The sequence below is a fragment of the Nitrospiraceae bacterium genome (genome assembly GCA_019637075.1).
Classification (GTDB): Bacteria; Nitrospirota; Nitrospiria; order Nitrospirales; family Nitrospiraceae; genus JAHBWI01.
In genome coordinates this window covers 93,023-108,164 of the sequence record JAHBWI010000002.1, presented here as the reverse complement: position 1 = coordinate 108,164, position 15,142 = coordinate 93,023, and the positions used below count along the sequence as shown (strand labels likewise).

Sequence of the window (15,142 nt, the reverse complement as noted above, 5' to 3'; positions counted from 1 at the left end):
TGCAATTGCTGTCTGTTTCGCCGGAGCGGTTCGATGAATGCCGAATTCTCATGGTGGTGTGGGTGCCTGCTGCTGGGGGTGAGCCTCTATGCGGGGATCATTCCGTCTGCTTGCGCAGAAGCACCAGCCACGGCTGCAACCTCTGTTGTCGAGTCGGCGCTCAAGACGATCGAGCAGGATGCGGAGTATGTTTCCAAGTACGTCCCGTGGCCAAGCGGGACCGACGTGCGTCAGGTGCGAGAATTCGCCCTCGCGCTCTCGGCGATGAATTTTGTCCAACAGCGGGTCAGTTCGCTGCAATACGGATATCGCCTCCATGCGACGCCGGAGGATTTACCCACGACGGTCGAGGCCTGTTTGTCGGCGAACGCCGGCATCTGCGGCAACCAGGTGGCCGTCTATATCGATCTGGTGCATCGACTCGGATTGCAGGTCCGAAGCGTGGAATTCTATTGGACGACCGCCAAGGGCCAGGCGATGTCGCATGTGGGGGTGGAGGTCAAGCTGGCGGGGAAGTGGCGGTATCTTGACGTTACCTGGGGTGCTTATTTTCTCGACTCCGATCGGGATCGCGCGGATATGCCATTCTATACGAGGCTCCTTTCCTTCGAAGAACTCCAACGGCTGCCGGCGAACAAACGCCGGCGCATGACCAACGAAAGCGCGCTGGTCTATCAACTTCAGCTGCAACAGCATCTGGATCCCTTCGAATACTTGTCGGCGGACAAGTCCGTGCTGTTTGGCAAAGCAGGAACGATCGTGCTGCCTGCGGAACGACAGGGAACGGGCCTGCGCTTTCAGCCGACTAACCGACCGAACTACGTGGGCGTGGTGCAGGATTACAATAGCGCCGAACTGGGCGCGACGGCGGTTGCCCTGCGAGTTCCAGGTGCGGGAGAGTCTCTGGACGTGAATCTGACCGGTATCGTCTGTGCGGAGGGGAAGCTGCTGTTGCAATCGGATCGGCAACGGATAGAGCTGTCCCTGCCGGTCAAGGGAGAACGGCATGTGAAGGTCCCCTTGAATGGGGCGGGCGGCCTTCTGTCCTTGGCGGTCGTTCCGAAGCAATCCGGAGAACCCTGCTATTTCGTCTACGATCACATCGACCTACAATTCCTGCCGCGAACCACGGCGGCCAAGCCTCAAGTCAAGCCCTAGCCTCGTCCTGACTTGCCCAGGCCCGTTGTCCGTCTCAATTCCTCGCCGTAACCCCAGAAAAGTGCTGGTACTTCGCCTGCGTCTCGGGCACTATCTTGCCGTAGCTTTCCCGGAACAAGTCTCGCACAATAGACTCGGACATGGCATCTGAACCCCTTATGATGGACGGTCGGCAGGCAGTGAGTTGGGAACGGCTTGCCGCCCAATATCACGCGCTGCTGGGCGTTGCCGAGGCGATCTCAGCCCATCGGGATCTCGACCCACTCCTGCGTGAACTTGCCCAGCGTTTGCCCCTCGTGGTCCAGGTCAACTTTCTGGACCTTTCTCTCTACGATCCCGTGAAACAGTGCATGAGGTTGCAGAGTATTCAAGCCAATGTCCCGGCAGACCTCGTCGGCGGGCATGAATCACCGGTCGACGACTGTCCTGCCGGGGTGGTCTGGAAGACACAGCGATCCTTGCTGGTCTCGGATTTGGCCGGCGAACGCCGCTGGCCCCTGGTCACTACCCAAATGGCGGAAGATGGGACCCAGTCCTTTTGTTTTGTGCCGTTGACCACGGCAGCCGGCCGGTTGGGGGCGATGGGTTTCCTCAGTCTGAAGAAGGCGGCCTATTCGGAGGCGGATCTGGAATTTCTCCAGCAGGTCGGTCGGCAGGTTGCCGTGGCCGTGGAGAATGCCTTGGCCTTTCAGCAGATCGTCGAACTCAAGGATCGACTGGCCAAGGAGAAACTCTACCTGGAGGAAGAGATCCGCAGCGAAGGCGCCTTTGAGGATATCATCGGTGAGAGCCCAGGGCTGAAGCGGGTACTGGCGCAGGTGGAGGTGGTCGCTCCGACTGACTCCAGCGTGTTGATCCAAGGGGAAACCGGGACGGGCAAGGAACTCATCGCCCGGGCGATCCATCGTCTGAGTGGTCGGCGCGAGCGGACGTTCGTAAAGCTTAACTGTGCGGCTATCCCGACTGGTTTGTTGGAAAGCGAACTCTTCGGCCACGAACGGGGCGCCTTCACGGGAGCGATCGCGCAAAAGGTCGGCCGCTTCGAATTGGCCGACGGTGGAACCATTTTCTTGGATGAAGTGGGGGAGATCCCGCTCGAATTGCAGCCGAAACTGCTGCGTGTTCTACAGGAGCAGGAATTCGAACGCCTCGGGAGCACCAGGACCATCAGAGTGAACGTGCGGTTGGTTGCAGCCACCAACCGGGACCTGGCGGCGCTAGTCGACCAGAAGGGATTCCGCAGCGACCTGTTTTACCGTCTGAACGTGTTTCCCGTGACCCTGCCGCCGCTGCGTGAGCGGCGAGAAGATGTCCCCGTGTTGGTCCGTTACTTTGCCCAGCACTATGCTGGCCGCATGAAGAAACGGATCGAAACGATTCCCGCCAAGGTGTTGGAGGCGCTCTCACGCTACCGGTGGCCCGGCAATATCCGTGAGTTGGAGAACCTGATCGAACGAGCGGTGATCCTCAGCCAGGGGCAGGAACTACAGGTTCCCATCGGGGAACTCAAACTGGACGAAGCCGCCCCGCCACCTTCGAACTCAACCCTGCACGAGGCCGAGCGCGAGCAGATCCTTCGAGTGCTGCGAGAGTCGCAGTGGGTGATCGGGGGACCCACCGGCGCCGCGGCGCGACTAGGCCTCAAGCGGACGACTCTCACGTCGAAGATCAAGAAACTCGGTCTGTCCCGTCCACGATCGTGACGATGCACTTCGTCACCTGACGAACCCTCGTCTGCTCCACGTCGTCACACGCTTCGTCCTCTCTCAAGATTCGCTTCAGTTATTCCGGCAATTCAGAACCAAAACAATAAGTTAGCCAAGGCATCCCCGACCTGATGTGAGGTGGAACAGCCCTTGCTGTAATCATGGGCAAGCGTGACATCAGGACCGGGAGGTGAGGCCATGAATCATAGAACGATCTGGGGTTGGTGGTACGGCATGCTTTTGGCCCTGCCTCTGATCATGGTCGGTCTACTGGCAAAGGAATGGGTGACTGGACTGGTTCATCATCGAGTCGCAGGGACACGCATGTGATCCCAACAACAAGGAGGTTCGACATGTGGTTCTTTAAAACGGACGAGTCATGGGCAGGGTTGATTCTGCGGGTGTCGTTGGGCAGCGTGATCTTCGCCCACGGAGCGCAGAAGCTCTTCGGGTGGTTCGGCGGATTTGGGTACGAAGGCACGATGGGGTTCTTTACCCAGAAGATGGGGCTCCCGTGGTTGGTCGCGTTCTTGGTCATCATCGGGGAATCCATCGGTAGCCTCGGTTTGATCGCGGGATTCTTGACGCGCTTCACGGCGGCCAGCTTCATCGTGATCATGGCGGGTGCGGTCGCGACGGTGCATTGGCCGCAGGGATTCTTCATGAACTGGTTCGGCCAACAGCAAGGGGAAGGGTTTGAATACCACTTGCTCGTGATAGCGATGAGTCTGGTGTTAGCCATCATCGGCGGTGGGAAGTGGTCGCTCGACGGAGCGATCGCTCGCCGGTTGAGCGAGGCGCCTGCGTCCGGTACGACTGAGGCACGCAAGCCGGCGTATGGCTTCCGGATGTTGTAATCGGAGCCGCTTCGAGCATGACAGCGGAGGCTCGGCAGACCATGTTGAAGATCACGCAGTCGAATTCAGGTCATGGGACCACCATCGTCCTCTCCGGGCGACTGGTCGGTCCCTGGGTCGGGGAGCTGTTGGCCTGTTGGCTGCGGATGAAGGAAGCCGGGGGGGCAGTCCAGCACGCCGACCTTCGGGAAGTCACATTCATCGATGAAGCGGGGAAGAGGCTTCTGGGTGAGATGCATCGACAGGGCGTCACGATTCAGGTGTCCGGCTGTCTGATGCAGGCCCTCGTGCAGGATGTCATTGGAGGGGGCATCGTGGGACGTCGGCCCCGTGCCTCAAGTGCCGAGAGCGAGTCTGATGACGAGAGGACCTCGTTGCCATTGTCGATATGAACAGGTAACGTGCGATCGTTCGAAACCTATTGCCGCAATCATTCAGACAGGAGGAAGCAGGATGGAAAAGCCAGTCGTTGCAGCCAAGCAGCCGGTCGTGATGGAGTTGGAGCCGGGCACCTACTATTGGTGCCGGTGCGGACGTTCGAAGAATCAACCGTTCTGCGATGGGGCCCACAAGGGGACCAGCTTCACCCCCATGGAGTTCACCATGACCGAGAAGAAGACGGTGGCTTTGTGTCAGTGCAAGCACACCAAGAATCCTCCCTTCTGTGATGGGACCCACAAGACACTCTGATGAAGCGAGTGGAATGGATGTGCCGTCGAACCTGAGCAGGGCGCCCTCGCAGCCGCCGAGACCTTGAACGTGATGTGAAAGGCATCCAGCGAACAGGTGAGTCATGAAGCGGACATGCGCGATCTTCGTCTTGGCACTTCCATTCGGATCTCCGGGAGTGCCGCAAGCTGCGGAATCCAACAAGGGAGTCGATGATCACGCGCAAGCCAATCTCACGCGCTTTGATCGGCTCGATTTCGAGGCCTACAGCGAGCGAAAGAACATGACCCTGTTTCGAGAGATTCACTGTCCGGATGTGAAGGTGGTGTTTCCCGATGGCCGAACGACACAGGGCATCGAACCGCACGTGAAGGATATCGAGGGACTGTTCAACGGCGCGCCCGACAGCCGCATCACCGCGCATCCTATCGCGTTCGGCTCCGGAGAATGGACGGTCACGACAGGGATCTTAGAAGCGACCTTCTCTGAGCCGATGACCTTGCCCGATGGGAAGACCATTGCTCCCACGGGCAAGACGGTCAAGTTGCCGATGGCAATGGTTGCCAAGTGGAAGAACGGGTGCATTGCCGAGGAGCATCTCTTTTGGGACAACGCTGAGTACATGAAGCAATTGGGGGTGGGCCGGTAGGCCGAGGAGGGGACTCCGGTACTGTGGACAGGGTGGCGGCAGGCGGCTACGGCCCCGGTTCGCCTGCTCTACAACCGATCCGTTGCGTCGACACGACGAAGTTGTCGAAGTAGCGTGCCTGGATCTTCGAGAACGGCACGCTGGTCCAATAGTTTTCCAGATATACTGCGTTGATGCCGTAGTCCGAATACCCGCCGATCCAGTTGATTCCCCTGCGTTGGGCTTCGAGCCGATCGTCGATCCAATATTCGAGCAGGCCGTCCGCCTCGGTGGAGGAATTGAGCTTCATGTGCACCTCGATGCAAAACCACCGGCCGGCGTTGGCGTCCGAAAAGAGCGGCGTCGAGCCGCCGGCGGCTCCGAGCCACCGGAGGCGTGGAAAGTCGTTGTAGGTGGTCGTCCGTAGGGTCCCGAACTCGTCCGTGCCCGATGCGGGATCGATGTAGAGCCGGATTGGGTCCGAGTCGGGTGGCGCGCCGCTCCAGAGATGGCCGATCGCGGCTTGCGCGAACCGATCGCTTGAAAGAATCGTTGCGCGGGTGAGCTTATCGGCTCCACCCCCGGTCCAGCCGGGCTGAAGCCGGAGATGGAAGCGCCAGTAGATGTCCCGGTAACGGGCGGTGCCTGCGTCGACCGGCTTCATATAGGGGCTCGGCGTGCGGCCAAACGCGACATGAAGAAACCCGCCATGAGGATCGCCGGGTAAGTACTCGGCGCGCATGCCGGCTGATCCGTCGGTGCCGACGCCACCTTCTCTTACGAAGCGTCCGTGCCGAATGTCGTGTTCGAAATAACTCTCGAGGCGATCGCTCTCGAAATCGTCGCACCAGAGCCACTCCGGATGGCGGGTCTGCCAATCGATACAGGGGGGCACCGCTGATTCAGCGGCTTGGGCGGGAGAATGCGCGAGGAAGTTACACAAACCGAGGACCGTGATGCGAAGCAGTCGCTGAACGAATTGCCGCATCACGGTCCTCAAGGTGGTGTTGTCCGCGTGTCCCGCGCTGTCTAATAACACGCGCGACACGTCTACCGTCTAACGTGTCATGTCAATTGGTCATCGCGCCTTCCGAGGCCGATGACACGTGCCGCGCATATTTCCCCATGACACCGGAGAGATAGCGCGGGGCGGGATGCTTGACCTTCTTCAGGCGCGAGGCGATTTCCTTCTGGCTGAGTTCGACATCCAATTTTCGCTTGGCGATGTCGAAGGTGATCATATCGCCGTTCTTGACCGCACCGATCGGTCCGCCCTTGATCGCTTCCGGCGAGACGTGGCCTGCCATCAAGCCATGCGTGGCACCGGAGAACCGGCCGTCGGTCAGCAACGCGACGGAATCGCCGAGTCCTGCCCCGACGATGGCGGCGGTGACGCCCAACATTTCTCGCATGCCGGGGCCTCCAGAAGGCCCTTCATAACGAATCACCACTACGTCGCCGGCCTTGATCTTGCCGGACTTCACGGCGGCGAAGGCGTCTTCCTCACGATCGTACACTTTCGCCGGGCCGCGGAAATGCATGATGGAATGGCCTGCGACCTTTACCACACAGCCTTCCGGCGCGAGGTTCCCCTTGAGAATGACCAGGCCGCCTGTGGGCTTGATCGGGTTTGAGATGGGCCGCAGTACTTGCTGCCCCGCTGTTTCCTGCGCGGACTTGGCCTCCTCGCCGATCGTCTTGCCAGTCACCGTGATTTGATCGGGGTGGAGAATCTTGGCGTCGATCAATCGCTTGGCGACCAGCGTCGTGCCGCCTGCGGCAAACAGATCCGATGCCATGAACCGTCCGCCCGGCTTGAGGTCGGCCAGCAACGGCACCTTGCGGTTGATCTTGTCGAAGTCATCGATCGTCAGCCGCACGCCCATTTCGCGCGCCACCGCGAGCAGGTGGAGCACGGCGTTGGTCGATCCGCCGGTCGTGGCGACGGCGGCAATGGCGTTCTCGATCGAACGACGGGTGATGATCTGGCGCGGCCGGACGTCCTTTTTCAGGAGCTCCATGACGAGCTTCCCGGTCTCGAAGGCCACATCGTCTTTCTTTTGATCCATGGCGGGGATGCCGTTGCGTCCCATCGGCGAGATGCCGAGGAACTCAAAGGCGATCGCCATCGTATTAGCCGTGAACTGGCCGCCGCAGGCTCCGGGGCCTGGGCAGGCATGGTCTTCCAAGTCTTTCAACTCGGCGTTGGTCATCTTGCCGGACGCATGTTTGCCGACCGCCTCGAAGACGTCCTGAATGGTCACGTCGTGCCCCTGGAACTGTCCCGGCATGATCGAACCGCCGTAGAGCATGAGCGACGGGATGTTCAAACGGCACAATGCCATCACGGTGCCGGGGATGGTCTTGTCGCAGCCGGAGAGGGCTACCACGCCGTCGAACAGATGTCCGCGCGCGACCAGTTCGATCGAGTCCGCGATCACTTCACGGCTGATCAACGAGGCCTTCATCCCCTCGGTACCCATCGAAATGCCGTCTGAGACGGCGATCGTGTTGTACTCGATCGGGGTTCCCCCCGCGGCCCGGATGCCGGCCTTCACTCGCTCGGACAGGCGGCGCAGGTGGTAGTTGCAGGGCATCACCTCGATCCAGGTGTTGGCGACGCCGATCAGCGGGCGTTCCAGGTCGGCATCGGTGAACCCGACGGCCTTCAACATCGCGCGGGCAGGGGCCCGTCCAGGTCCATCGGTAAGGTCGTGGCTTTTGTGTTTCGGATTGCTCGTCATGGTCAGTCCTCTATAGGGAATAGCAATGTGCCTTCGCAACGATCGGCGAAGAGGCAAACTTTCTCACAGAATCCCGTAAAGGGTCAATCGGCGCGGGAAGCTGGGGTATTTGGAGGAGAATGGGAGAGGCGAAAGGGAACGACCGGGCAGGATCGATTCGATCCCGCCCGGTACGGAGGGACTTAGTGCTTCTTCTCTTTCTTGTCGTGTTTCTCGTGTTTCGCTTCGGTGTCGATGACGTCGCCGGTGGCGGCATCGATGTGGACTTCGGTCATCTTGCCGTCGGCCCCGAGGATTTCCACTTCCCACACCGTCTTGTCGTGCTTCTTTTCGATCTCGGCTTCGACGGCGGTCCCGGGAACCTTCTCGATCGCGGTTTTGATGGCCTGGTCGATAGTGACCTTGGCGTCTTTGATGAGTTCCGCGACGTTGCATTCCTCGTCCTTGTGCTTGCCCTTGGAGCCCTTATCGCTCCAGGCGGGGGTGGTGACGAGGCAGAGGGCGCCGACGGCGAGGGCACTCATGGCAACCTGCTTGAACATAGTCATCCTCCCTTCGACGATAAGTCGTCCGTTACTGCTGGGGGGCCGCCTGCCCGTGGGGGTTGGCGCCGTGCGGGTTTACGCCGGAGCTGCCATGGGGGTTGCTGCCCTGCGGAGCACCCTTGCCCATGCTCTTGTGCTGCTGCATGGCCTTCTCATGCTCGACTTTTTCCTTCGCGCGCTGGTCCGCGGTCAACACGCCGAGGGCTTCCCGGCGCGTCTTAATCGAGACCATGCGGAGGGCCACTTGCAGGTCCGCACTCTGCTTCAGCTTGGCTTCGATCGCGCCCAGGTCGGATTTCTCATCGTCCGTCAACGCCTTCAACTCGCGCTCGGCGACCTGTACGTCGGCCTCCATCTTAATGCGGGTCTTGTCGAGATTGAGCTGTATGTCCTTGAGTTTGGCGACTTGCTCGGCAGACAGGCCGATTTCCTTTTCATGCTTCAGCAGGTGGCGGATGAGGTGCCCGGCGCCGCCGTGCATCATCATTTCCATGATGCCTGCGCCCATCGCATGACCGCCCTTGCCGTATCCGCCGCCGCCGTGCCCGCCTTCGTAGTTGGCCCAGGCCGGGGACAGGGTCAAGGCGCAGGCGATTGCAGAGGCCGTGGCAAATGTGAAGAGCTTCGTCGTCATTCGTTCCTCCTTCGGGTTTGTGAGCGTTAGTGCGTGGCGACTTGCGGTATCAGTCCGACTTCTTTGAGCCCGTTGAACATGAATTGGACAGCCAGAGCGGACAGCAGCAGCCCCATCAGGCGGGAGATGATGCGTTCCGCGATGGGGTTGAGCCACTTTGCGCCCGTGGCCGCGATCGCTAATATACTGTAACTCGCCAATCCGATCAGTACAAGGCATCCCAACAAGGCTGCGCGCTCGGCCAGGCTCTTGGCCTGGGCTTCCAACAAGACGACGGTCGAAATCGCCGCCGGACCTGCCAGCATGGGAAGGGCCAAGGGGGTAATGGCGATATCGTCCTTGGTCGTTCCGGCCGCGGTTTCTTCCGCGGTCTCTTGGACGCTCGAGCGCTGTGCCCGCAGCATGTCGAGTGCCACCAACAATAGTACGAGGCCACCGGCAACTTGGATGGCCGGGAGCGTGATTCCGAGGGTTTTCAGGATCGATTGGCCGAGTAACGCGAAGGCCGACAGTACGATGACGACCGCCAGTGACGCCACCCGGGCTGTCCGGAGGCGCTGCGCGATCGAGTCCCGCGGGGTCATGGCTAAAAAGGCCGGCACGGCCGCGACCGGGTCGACGATCACGAACAGCGAGCTGAAGGCGAACAGGGTGTATTCGAGGATCTGCATGGCGAACGGCCTGTCTGTCGGGTCAGGTCGAATTGCGTCGGGCGGCGGCCAAGACGTCCGCTCGCGGATCGGTATGGTGGAACCGCTGGAGTTGTTCGTACAGGGCGCGTTCCTCTTCCGACAGGTGTTGCGGCATCACGATCTTGAGCTTGAGGAACAGGTCGCCATGTTGACCGCTTGAGGTCGGCAATCCCTTTCCCTTCAGCCGCAGCTTGCTGTCGGACTTGCTCCCTGCCGGGATCTTCACTTTGACCGGTTCCGTCAAGGTGGGGGCCATCACCTCGGCGCCGAGGGCTGCTTCCCAAGGCCAGACCGGTAGAGTGACGTGCACATCGGAGCCCTTCTGGCGAAACACTCCGTCCCGTTCGAGTTGCACTCGTAGATACAGGTCTCCTGGCTTCCCGCCGTTGATGCCTGGCTGGCCCTTGCCCGCGATGCGGACACGCGTCCCATCCTCTACTCCGGCCGGAATTCGCACTTCGATCTTGCGTTTGTCGATCTGGGTGCCGGAGCCGCCGCACACGACGCAGGGGCGGCCGCGGACTACGGCCTTTCCCTCGCACGCTTTACAGGTAATCCGTTCCGAGAGTTCCACGCGTTTGCTGACGCCGGTCAGGAGATCGCGGACGGTGAGCTCAACGTCGGTTTCCAGGTCCTCGCCGTCGACGGGGAATCCCGTCGAACTGCCCCGGCTGCGACCGCCGAAAAACGTTTCGAAGATGTCGCCGAAGTCGCCGCCGCTCCCGCCGAATCCTCCACCGCCGGTCGCACCGGTGCCGGCCCAGCCCGGTTGGGCGCCGGCTTGCTGGCGAGCCCGTTCGTAGGCCTCAGCGTTCTCCCAGTTGTGTCCGTACTGGTCGTATTTCTTCCGTTTGTCGGGGTCGGACAGGATCTCGTGCGCTTCGTTCAATTCCTTGAATTTCTTCTCCATCTCCGACTTTTTAGCCCCAGCATGGAGGTCGGGATGGTATTCGCGCGCACGACGTCGAAAGGCCTTCTTAATGTCGTCGGCCGAGGCGCTGCGGGGGATACCGAGGATGTCGTAGTAGTCGCGTTGGGAGGTCGCCATCAAGAGTGCAATCCTTTCGGCAGCTTACGGGGTCTCCTGGAGCAATGCAAGCGAAAGCGGGCTTCGCGCATCATCATACTCTCTTAGATAAGGGAGTCGGGCGGGCAGTCAAGAGGACACCGTGTTTACGGGACACGGCGGTTTTCTTGAAACAGATGCAGTTTGGCAGTCGGCACGTAGAGGCGCACCGCTTGGCCCGATGCGATTGGAGTGTGGCGGCCGGTGCGAACCGAGATCCCCAGGGGGCCGATGCGCCCATGCAGCAGGAGATCCGCGCCCAGATCCTCGATCAGTTCGATGGTCGTCTCCAGGGCCAGCGCTCCGGCCGATGGCTCCATCACAATATCCTCAGGGCGTATGCCCAGGGTCGCCGACGAGCCCTGTAGCCCCTTGTGAATGTGCAGCCCCGCCGGCAGTGGGATCTCGAAGCCCTCCGTCCGAAAGACCGACTGTCCCGAAGTCTCGACGATCTGCCCTTCCCACAGATTCATCGCCGGCGTGCCGATGAACGAGGCCACGAAGGGATTGGCCGGCTCCCCGTAGAGGCGATCCGGCGGATCGACTTGTCGAACATGGCCGCCTTCCAGGACGACGATCTGGTCGCCTAACGTCATAGCTTCGACCTGGTCATGGGTGACGTACACCATCGTGGCACGCAGCCGCTGTTGAAGTTTCTTGAGCTCGACCCGCATCGTCGTGCGTAGTTGGGCATCAAGGTTCGAGAGCGGCTCGTCAAAAAGAAAGAGCTTCGGCTTCCGCACGATGGCTCGGCCCATTGCGACGCGTTGGCGTTGGCCGCCGGAAAGTTCCCGTGGTTTTCGATCCAGGAGCGATTGAATGTCGAGCAGCTGCGCCGCTTCAGCGATGCGCTCCTCGATCACCTGCCGAGGCGCGCGGCGCATTTTGAGCGCGAAGGCCATGTTCTCCCGCACCGATAAGTGCGGGTAGAGCGCGTACTGTTGAAATACCATTGCGATATCGCGCTCGGCCGGGGCCAGCGCGTCGACGGCCTTGCCGTCGATCATGACCTGGCCGGAGGTTTGCGCATCCAACCCCGCGATGATCCTCAGCAGCGTCGACTTGCCGCAGCCGGACGGACCCAAGAGAATCGTGAACGAGCCGTCCGGTACCCGCAACGAGATCTCGCGCAGGACCTCGACCTTGCGAAACGACTTGGAGATGGAACGCAGTTCAAGCTGAGCCATAGACGACGTCACTCTTGTCCGACCGGCGGTTCAAAGTTCGTTCGGCACATGCTGGCATACTGGCCGCATCATGCCACGTCTCGCGTCTTCCGTCTTACACCCCTCGTCGTTCGTCTTGGGCATCCTGTCATCCTTTCACGGCGCCGGCCGATAGCCCGCTAATAATCCACCGCTGACAGAGCAAGACGACGAGAATGAGCGGCAACGTAGCCACGACGGATGCAGCGGCTAACTCGCCCCAGGGCATCGTGAACTCTCCCTGAAACAGCGCAATGCCGACCGGCAGGGTCTGCCGCTCCGGTTGGGTCAGGATCAGCAGCGCAAAAAAGAATTCGTTCCAGGCATAGATCAGGATCAAGATCGCCGCCGTAAAGATGCCGGGCGAGGCCAGCGGCAACATGATGCGCCACAACGTGGTCCAGGGTCCGCAGCCGTCGACGCGGGCGGCGTCCTCCAGTTCGGCCGGCAGCTCCCTGAAGAAACTGGCAAGAATCCAGATGGCCAACGGGAGCGTGAGGGCCGTGTAGGGGAGAATGACGCCCCAATGGCGGTTGAGGCCTCCAATCGAATCGAGCAGCCGCCACAGCGGAGCGGCGATTGCCATTTGTGGAAACATGGAGATGCAGAGCAGCAGCGCCATGATGGCGCCTTTGCCGGGCAGAGGAAGACGCGCCAGGACGTAGGCGGCGGGAATGCCGATGGCCAAAGCCAGCAGGGTCGTTGATCCGGCCACGATGGCACTGTTGGCGACATAGTCGAGCAGGTGATGGTCGATGAGGGCGCTGCGATAAAATCCCAAACTGCCGGAGGGCCACCAGGTCGGAGGGGCCGCCTCGATCTCAGCTTGAGACTTGAACGACGCCGACACGAACCAGAGAAACGGCAGGAGGCTCACTCCCACCGTGAGTACGATACCGAGTATGAGCAGCATGCGCCGATTCATGGCTGTCGTCGCTCCACGAGTGACGAGCCGATCGCACGTAGATAGATCAACGAAAGGCACAGAATCGTCAGAAACACGACCACGGAAATGGCCGAGCCCTCGCCGAGTCGACCTTCGGTGAAGAGGGTTTGATACCCGTAAAATTGCAGTACCTGGGTGGCGTCGCCTGGACCGCCCTGCGTCATGACGAAGACGAGGTCGAACACGCGGAACGCATCCATGGTGCGGAACAAGAGCGCCAGCAGCAGCGCCGGTTTCAGGAGCGGCAATGTAATGTGGCGGAACCGTTGCCACAGATTCGCGCCATCGACTCTCGCCGCCTCGTAGACGTCGTCGGGAATGACTTGGAGTCCGGCCAGGATCAGCAGCGCCGCAAAGGACGAGGTTTTCCAGACGTCCGCCAGCACGATCGCCGCGAAGGCCATGCCCGGGAAGGCCAACCAGGGCACGTATTCGTTCAATCGGTCTCCGAACAACAACAAGTTGGCGAAGCCGTATTGATCGTTGAAGATGTAACGCCAGAGTTGCGAGGCAACGACGGTTGGAATGGCCCAGGGAATGAGGATGGCTGCGCGGACCAGCCCGCGGCCACGAAATCGCTCGTGGATCACGAGCGCGATGCCGAGGCCACAGAGTAACTCGAACAGGGTGGAAAGGACCACGTAGGCCAAGGTGACGGCAAAGGCATGATGCGCCATGGGATCGCGAAGCAGCGCCAAGTAATTGTCCAGCCCGACGAACGGTTGGCCCAGCGACGGCACACCCACGAACAGGCGGTGCAGACTCAGCCACAGCGAGTCCATGACCGGGTACAGCACGAACAGCCCGGTCACGAGGAGGGCGGGCGCCACCATCGTCCAGGCCGCGATCCGGTCCCTTTGTCTGGGGTCGGCGCCGGCGGTGTTCATGGGCCGGCCTTGGTGAAGGTGAGCAATCGATTGATTTGCGCGTCCGTAACGGCAGCTTCTCGCGGCAGGTCGAACTCCTCCAGTGAAAGGGCGCGGCTGAAATAGCTCTGCAGGAGGTGGGATAGCGCGGGGTAGATAGGGGTTCTCGGCCGCGGTACCGCCGATTGCAACACGTGCAAATGATTTCTGAGTTGAGGGTTGGCGGCAAGCAACTCGGGATCGTCATACAACGATCGCCGTGAAGGCGCGATGCCGGCCTCTCGGGAGAACCAGCGTTGCATGGCCGGCGTCGACAGAAAGTTGATGAACTGCCAGGCCTCGGCCGGATGTTGTGAATAGGCGCTGATCCCATAGAGCCAGCCCCCGAGAGTGGCGCCATGGCGTCCTCGACTGAATCCTGGCAATGGGGCCACGCCGACCAGCCCGGCGACTTTCGAGCGGGTCCGGTTGTTGGTCACTTCCCAGGCATAGGGCCAATTGCGATGAAAGACGGCATGGCCTTGCAGAAACAGCGCGAGCGATTCGGTTTCCTGGTAGGTGAGCGCCGCGCGAGAGGCTACGGAGCCGATCAGTCGTTCGCGCACGAACGCCGTGGCGGCAAGCGCCTCCGGTGACGTGAGGGTCGCGCGCGATCCGTCCGCGGTCAGGAGGGTGCCGCCGTGGGAGTCTACGAACTCCAACATGTTACAGACCAGGCCTTCGTATTGTTTGAACTGGGCCGAATAGCCGCGCAGGGTCGGGTTCTCTCTGCGTTCCCCATCGGTGATGGCGTCTGCTTGCCGAATGAGCTCTTCCCAGGTTTCAGGCGGCCTAAAGCCGTACTTGGCTAACAGGTCCGCTCGGTAGTAGAGGAGTCCCGCATCGATGCGGCTCGGCACCCCGTAGATGTGAGCTCCAAATTCTCCGACGGCAATGGTGGCAGGGAGAAATTCCGCGCGTTCTTCCGGCCTAAATTCCGTATCGAGCGGGCGGGTCCAGCCGGCCGCGGCAAACTCCGGGACCCACACCACGTCCATGAAGAAGATGTCCACGGTCTCGTCGTGGTTCTTTAGTTTCTGCGTCAATAGGTCGTGATACGCGGTGGAACTGTGGGGGGCCAACTCCCGAAGCACTCGAATTTGAGGATATGCCTGCATGAAACGAGTGATCGCTTCATCCCAGACACGGGGATGATCGGGCTTCCAGGAGACGAAACGGAGGGTAATCGGCGTCGAACTGCCCGCAGTCTCCGCCAAGCCGGCAGTGGCAGCCAAGAACTCAGTTGTGGTGAGCACCAGCAGCATCAACAGGCGCACAGCCAAGGAGCGAAATCTCGCCGCGCGGCCGGTACTGGATTCGGAGTGGTGCTGAGGGGATGCAGTCCGTTGTATCACCTTTCCAGCTTATACACACTCGGGGGAGACGA

Annotated in this window: 16 protein-coding genes; 6 read left to right on the top strand and 10 right to left on the bottom strand. The window is 60.9% G+C overall.

Annotated elements, in window-relative coordinates; translation table 11 throughout:
- Positions 1 to 33 precede the first annotated feature (33 nt).
- From KF814_04795 to KF814_04770, 6 genes are all read left to right on the top strand, one after another.
- Entirely contained in the window at positions 34 to 1,158 is a 1,125-nt protein-coding gene (locus KF814_04795) for a transglutaminase domain-containing protein (protein ID MBX3235448.1), read from the top strand.
- Between the two features lie 158 nt (positions 1,159 to 1,316).
- Positions 1,317 to 2,861, top strand: a complete 1,545-nt coding sequence (locus KF814_04790; GenBank protein MBX3235447.1) for a sigma 54-interacting transcriptional regulator — start codon at positions 1,317 to 1,319, stop codon at positions 2,859 to 2,861.
- Positions 2,862 to 3,217: 356 nt separating this feature from the next.
- Positions 3,218 to 3,721 carry a DoxX family protein gene (locus tag KF814_04785; GenBank protein MBX3235446.1) on the top strand — a complete coding sequence of 168 codons (504 nt, stop codon included), beginning with the start codon at positions 3,218 to 3,220 and terminating at the stop codon, positions 3,719 to 3,721.
- A gap of 17 nt (positions 3,722 to 3,738) precedes the next feature.
- A complete protein-coding gene (locus KF814_04780; GenBank protein MBX3235445.1) occupies positions 3,739 to 4,113 on the top strand; it encodes a hypothetical protein in 375 nt (124 codons plus the stop codon).
- A 61-nt stretch (positions 4,114 to 4,174) separates the two neighbouring features.
- Positions 4,175 to 4,411, top strand: coding sequence for a CDGSH iron-sulfur domain-containing protein (locus KF814_04775; protein MBX3235444.1), 237 nt, complete (start codon positions 4,175 to 4,177; stop codon positions 4,409 to 4,411).
- A 103-nt stretch (positions 4,412 to 4,514) separates the two neighbouring features.
- Positions 4,515 to 5,039: an ester cyclase gene (locus tag KF814_04770; protein MBX3235443.1), complete on the top strand. Its 525-nt coding sequence runs from the start codon at positions 4,515 to 4,517 to the stop codon at positions 5,037 to 5,039.
- Between the two features lie 46 nt (positions 5,040 to 5,085).
- Here KF814_04770 and KF814_04765 read toward each other — a convergent pair whose 3' ends face one another.
- The 10 genes from KF814_04765 to KF814_04720 form a co-directional block, all read right to left on the bottom strand.
- A complete protein-coding gene (locus KF814_04765) occupies positions 5,086 to 6,006 on the bottom strand; it encodes a hypothetical protein (protein MBX3235442.1) in 921 nt (306 codons plus the stop codon).
- An 82-nt stretch (positions 6,007 to 6,088) separates the two neighbouring features.
- A complete protein-coding gene (ilvD, locus tag KF814_04760) occupies positions 6,089 to 7,762 on the bottom strand; it encodes a dihydroxy-acid dehydratase (GenBank protein ID MBX3235441.1) in 1,674 nt (557 codons plus the stop codon).
- A 182-nt stretch (positions 7,763 to 7,944) separates the two neighbouring features.
- Positions 7,945 to 8,304: a PepSY domain-containing protein gene (locus KF814_04755; GenBank protein MBX3235440.1), complete on the bottom strand. Its 360-nt coding sequence runs from the start codon at positions 8,302 to 8,304 to the stop codon at positions 7,945 to 7,947.
- Positions 8,305 to 8,335: 31 nt separating this feature from the next.
- Complete coding sequence (locus KF814_04750; protein MBX3235439.1) at positions 8,336 to 8,941, bottom strand: hypothetical protein; 606 nt, start codon at positions 8,939 to 8,941, stop codon at positions 8,336 to 8,338.
- 26 nt (positions 8,942 to 8,967) lie between these two features.
- A complete protein-coding gene (locus KF814_04745) occupies positions 8,968 to 9,612 on the bottom strand; it encodes an NAAT family transporter (protein MBX3235438.1) in 645 nt (214 codons plus the stop codon).
- A 22-nt stretch (positions 9,613 to 9,634) separates the two neighbouring features.
- Entirely contained in the window at positions 9,635 to 10,681 is a 1,047-nt protein-coding gene (locus KF814_04740) for a DnaJ domain-containing protein (protein ID MBX3235437.1), read from the bottom strand.
- Between the two features lie 125 nt (positions 10,682 to 10,806).
- Positions 10,807 to 11,886, bottom strand: a complete 1,080-nt coding sequence (gene ugpC / locus KF814_04735) for a sn-glycerol-3-phosphate ABC transporter ATP-binding protein UgpC (protein ID MBX3235436.1) — start codon at positions 11,884 to 11,886, stop codon at positions 10,807 to 10,809.
- Between the two features lie 127 nt (positions 11,887 to 12,013).
- Positions 12,014 to 12,829: a carbohydrate ABC transporter permease gene (locus KF814_04730; protein MBX3235435.1), complete on the bottom strand. Its 816-nt coding sequence runs from the start codon at positions 12,827 to 12,829 to the stop codon at positions 12,014 to 12,016.
- Positions 12,826 to 13,737 carry a sugar ABC transporter permease gene (locus KF814_04725; GenBank protein MBX3235434.1) on the bottom strand — a complete coding sequence of 304 codons (912 nt, stop codon included), beginning with the start codon at positions 13,735 to 13,737 and terminating at the stop codon, positions 12,826 to 12,828. The genes KF814_04730 and KF814_04725 overlap by 4 nt, the downstream gene beginning before the upstream one ends.
- On the bottom strand, positions 13,734 to 15,020 hold the full coding sequence (locus tag KF814_04720; protein ID MBX3235433.1) for an ABC transporter substrate-binding protein: 1,287 nt from the start codon (positions 15,018 to 15,020) through the stop codon (positions 13,734 to 13,736). The genes KF814_04725 and KF814_04720 overlap by 4 nt, the downstream gene beginning before the upstream one ends.
- Between the last annotated feature and the right edge of the window lie 122 nt (positions 15,021 to 15,142).

What these genes read in the sequence shown, in the direction of transcription:
- KF814_04725 (MBX3235434.1), bottom strand. Translation starts at nt 13,737, where the DNA reads ATGAACACCGCCGGCGCCGACCCCAGACAAAGGGACCGGATCGCGGCC.
- KF814_04730 (MBX3235435.1), bottom strand. Translation starts at nt 12,829, where the DNA reads ATGAATCGGCGCATGCTGCTCATACTCGGTATCGTACTCACGGTGGGA.
- KF814_04780 (MBX3235445.1), top strand. Translation starts at nt 3,739, where the DNA reads ATGACAGCGGAGGCTCGGCAGACCATGTTGAAGATCACGCAGTCGAAT.
- ilvD (MBX3235441.1), bottom strand. Translation starts at nt 7,762, where the DNA reads ATGACGAGCAATCCGAAACACAAAAGCCACGACCTTACCGATGGACCT.
- KF814_04790 (MBX3235447.1), top strand. Translation starts at nt 1,317, where the DNA reads ATGATGGACGGTCGGCAGGCAGTGAGTTGGGAACGGCTTGCCGCCCAA.
- KF814_04745 (MBX3235438.1), bottom strand. Translation starts at nt 9,612, where the DNA reads ATGCAGATCCTCGAATACACCCTGTTCGCCTTCAGCTCGCTGTTCGTG.
- ugpC (MBX3235436.1), bottom strand. Translation starts at nt 11,886, where the DNA reads ATGGCTCAGCTTGAACTGCGTTCCATCTCCAAGTCGTTTCGCAAGGTC.
- KF814_04750 (MBX3235439.1), bottom strand. Translation starts at nt 8,941, where the DNA reads ATGACGACGAAGCTCTTCACATTTGCCACGGCCTCTGCAATCGCCTGC.
- KF814_04740 (MBX3235437.1), bottom strand. Translation starts at nt 10,681, where the DNA reads ATGGCGACCTCCCAACGCGACTACTACGACATCCTCGGTATCCCCCGC.
- KF814_04775 (MBX3235444.1), top strand. Translation starts at nt 4,175, where the DNA reads ATGGAAAAGCCAGTCGTTGCAGCCAAGCAGCCGGTCGTGATGGAGTTG.
- KF814_04770 (MBX3235443.1), top strand. Translation starts at nt 4,515, where the DNA reads ATGAAGCGGACATGCGCGATCTTCGTCTTGGCACTTCCATTCGGATCT.
- KF814_04795 (MBX3235448.1), top strand. Translation starts at nt 34, where the DNA reads ATGAATGCCGAATTCTCATGGTGGTGTGGGTGCCTGCTGCTGGGGGTG.
- KF814_04755 (MBX3235440.1), bottom strand. Translation starts at nt 8,304, where the DNA reads ATGTTCAAGCAGGTTGCCATGAGTGCCCTCGCCGTCGGCGCCCTCTGC.
- KF814_04765 (MBX3235442.1), bottom strand. Translation starts at nt 6,006, where the DNA reads ATGCGGCAATTCGTTCAGCGACTGCTTCGCATCACGGTCCTCGGTTTG.
- KF814_04720 (MBX3235433.1), bottom strand. Translation starts at nt 15,020, where the DNA reads ATGCTGCTGGTGCTCACCACAACTGAGTTCTTGGCTGCCACTGCCGGC.
- KF814_04785 (MBX3235446.1), top strand. Translation starts at nt 3,218, where the DNA reads ATGTGGTTCTTTAAAACGGACGAGTCATGGGCAGGGTTGATTCTGCGG.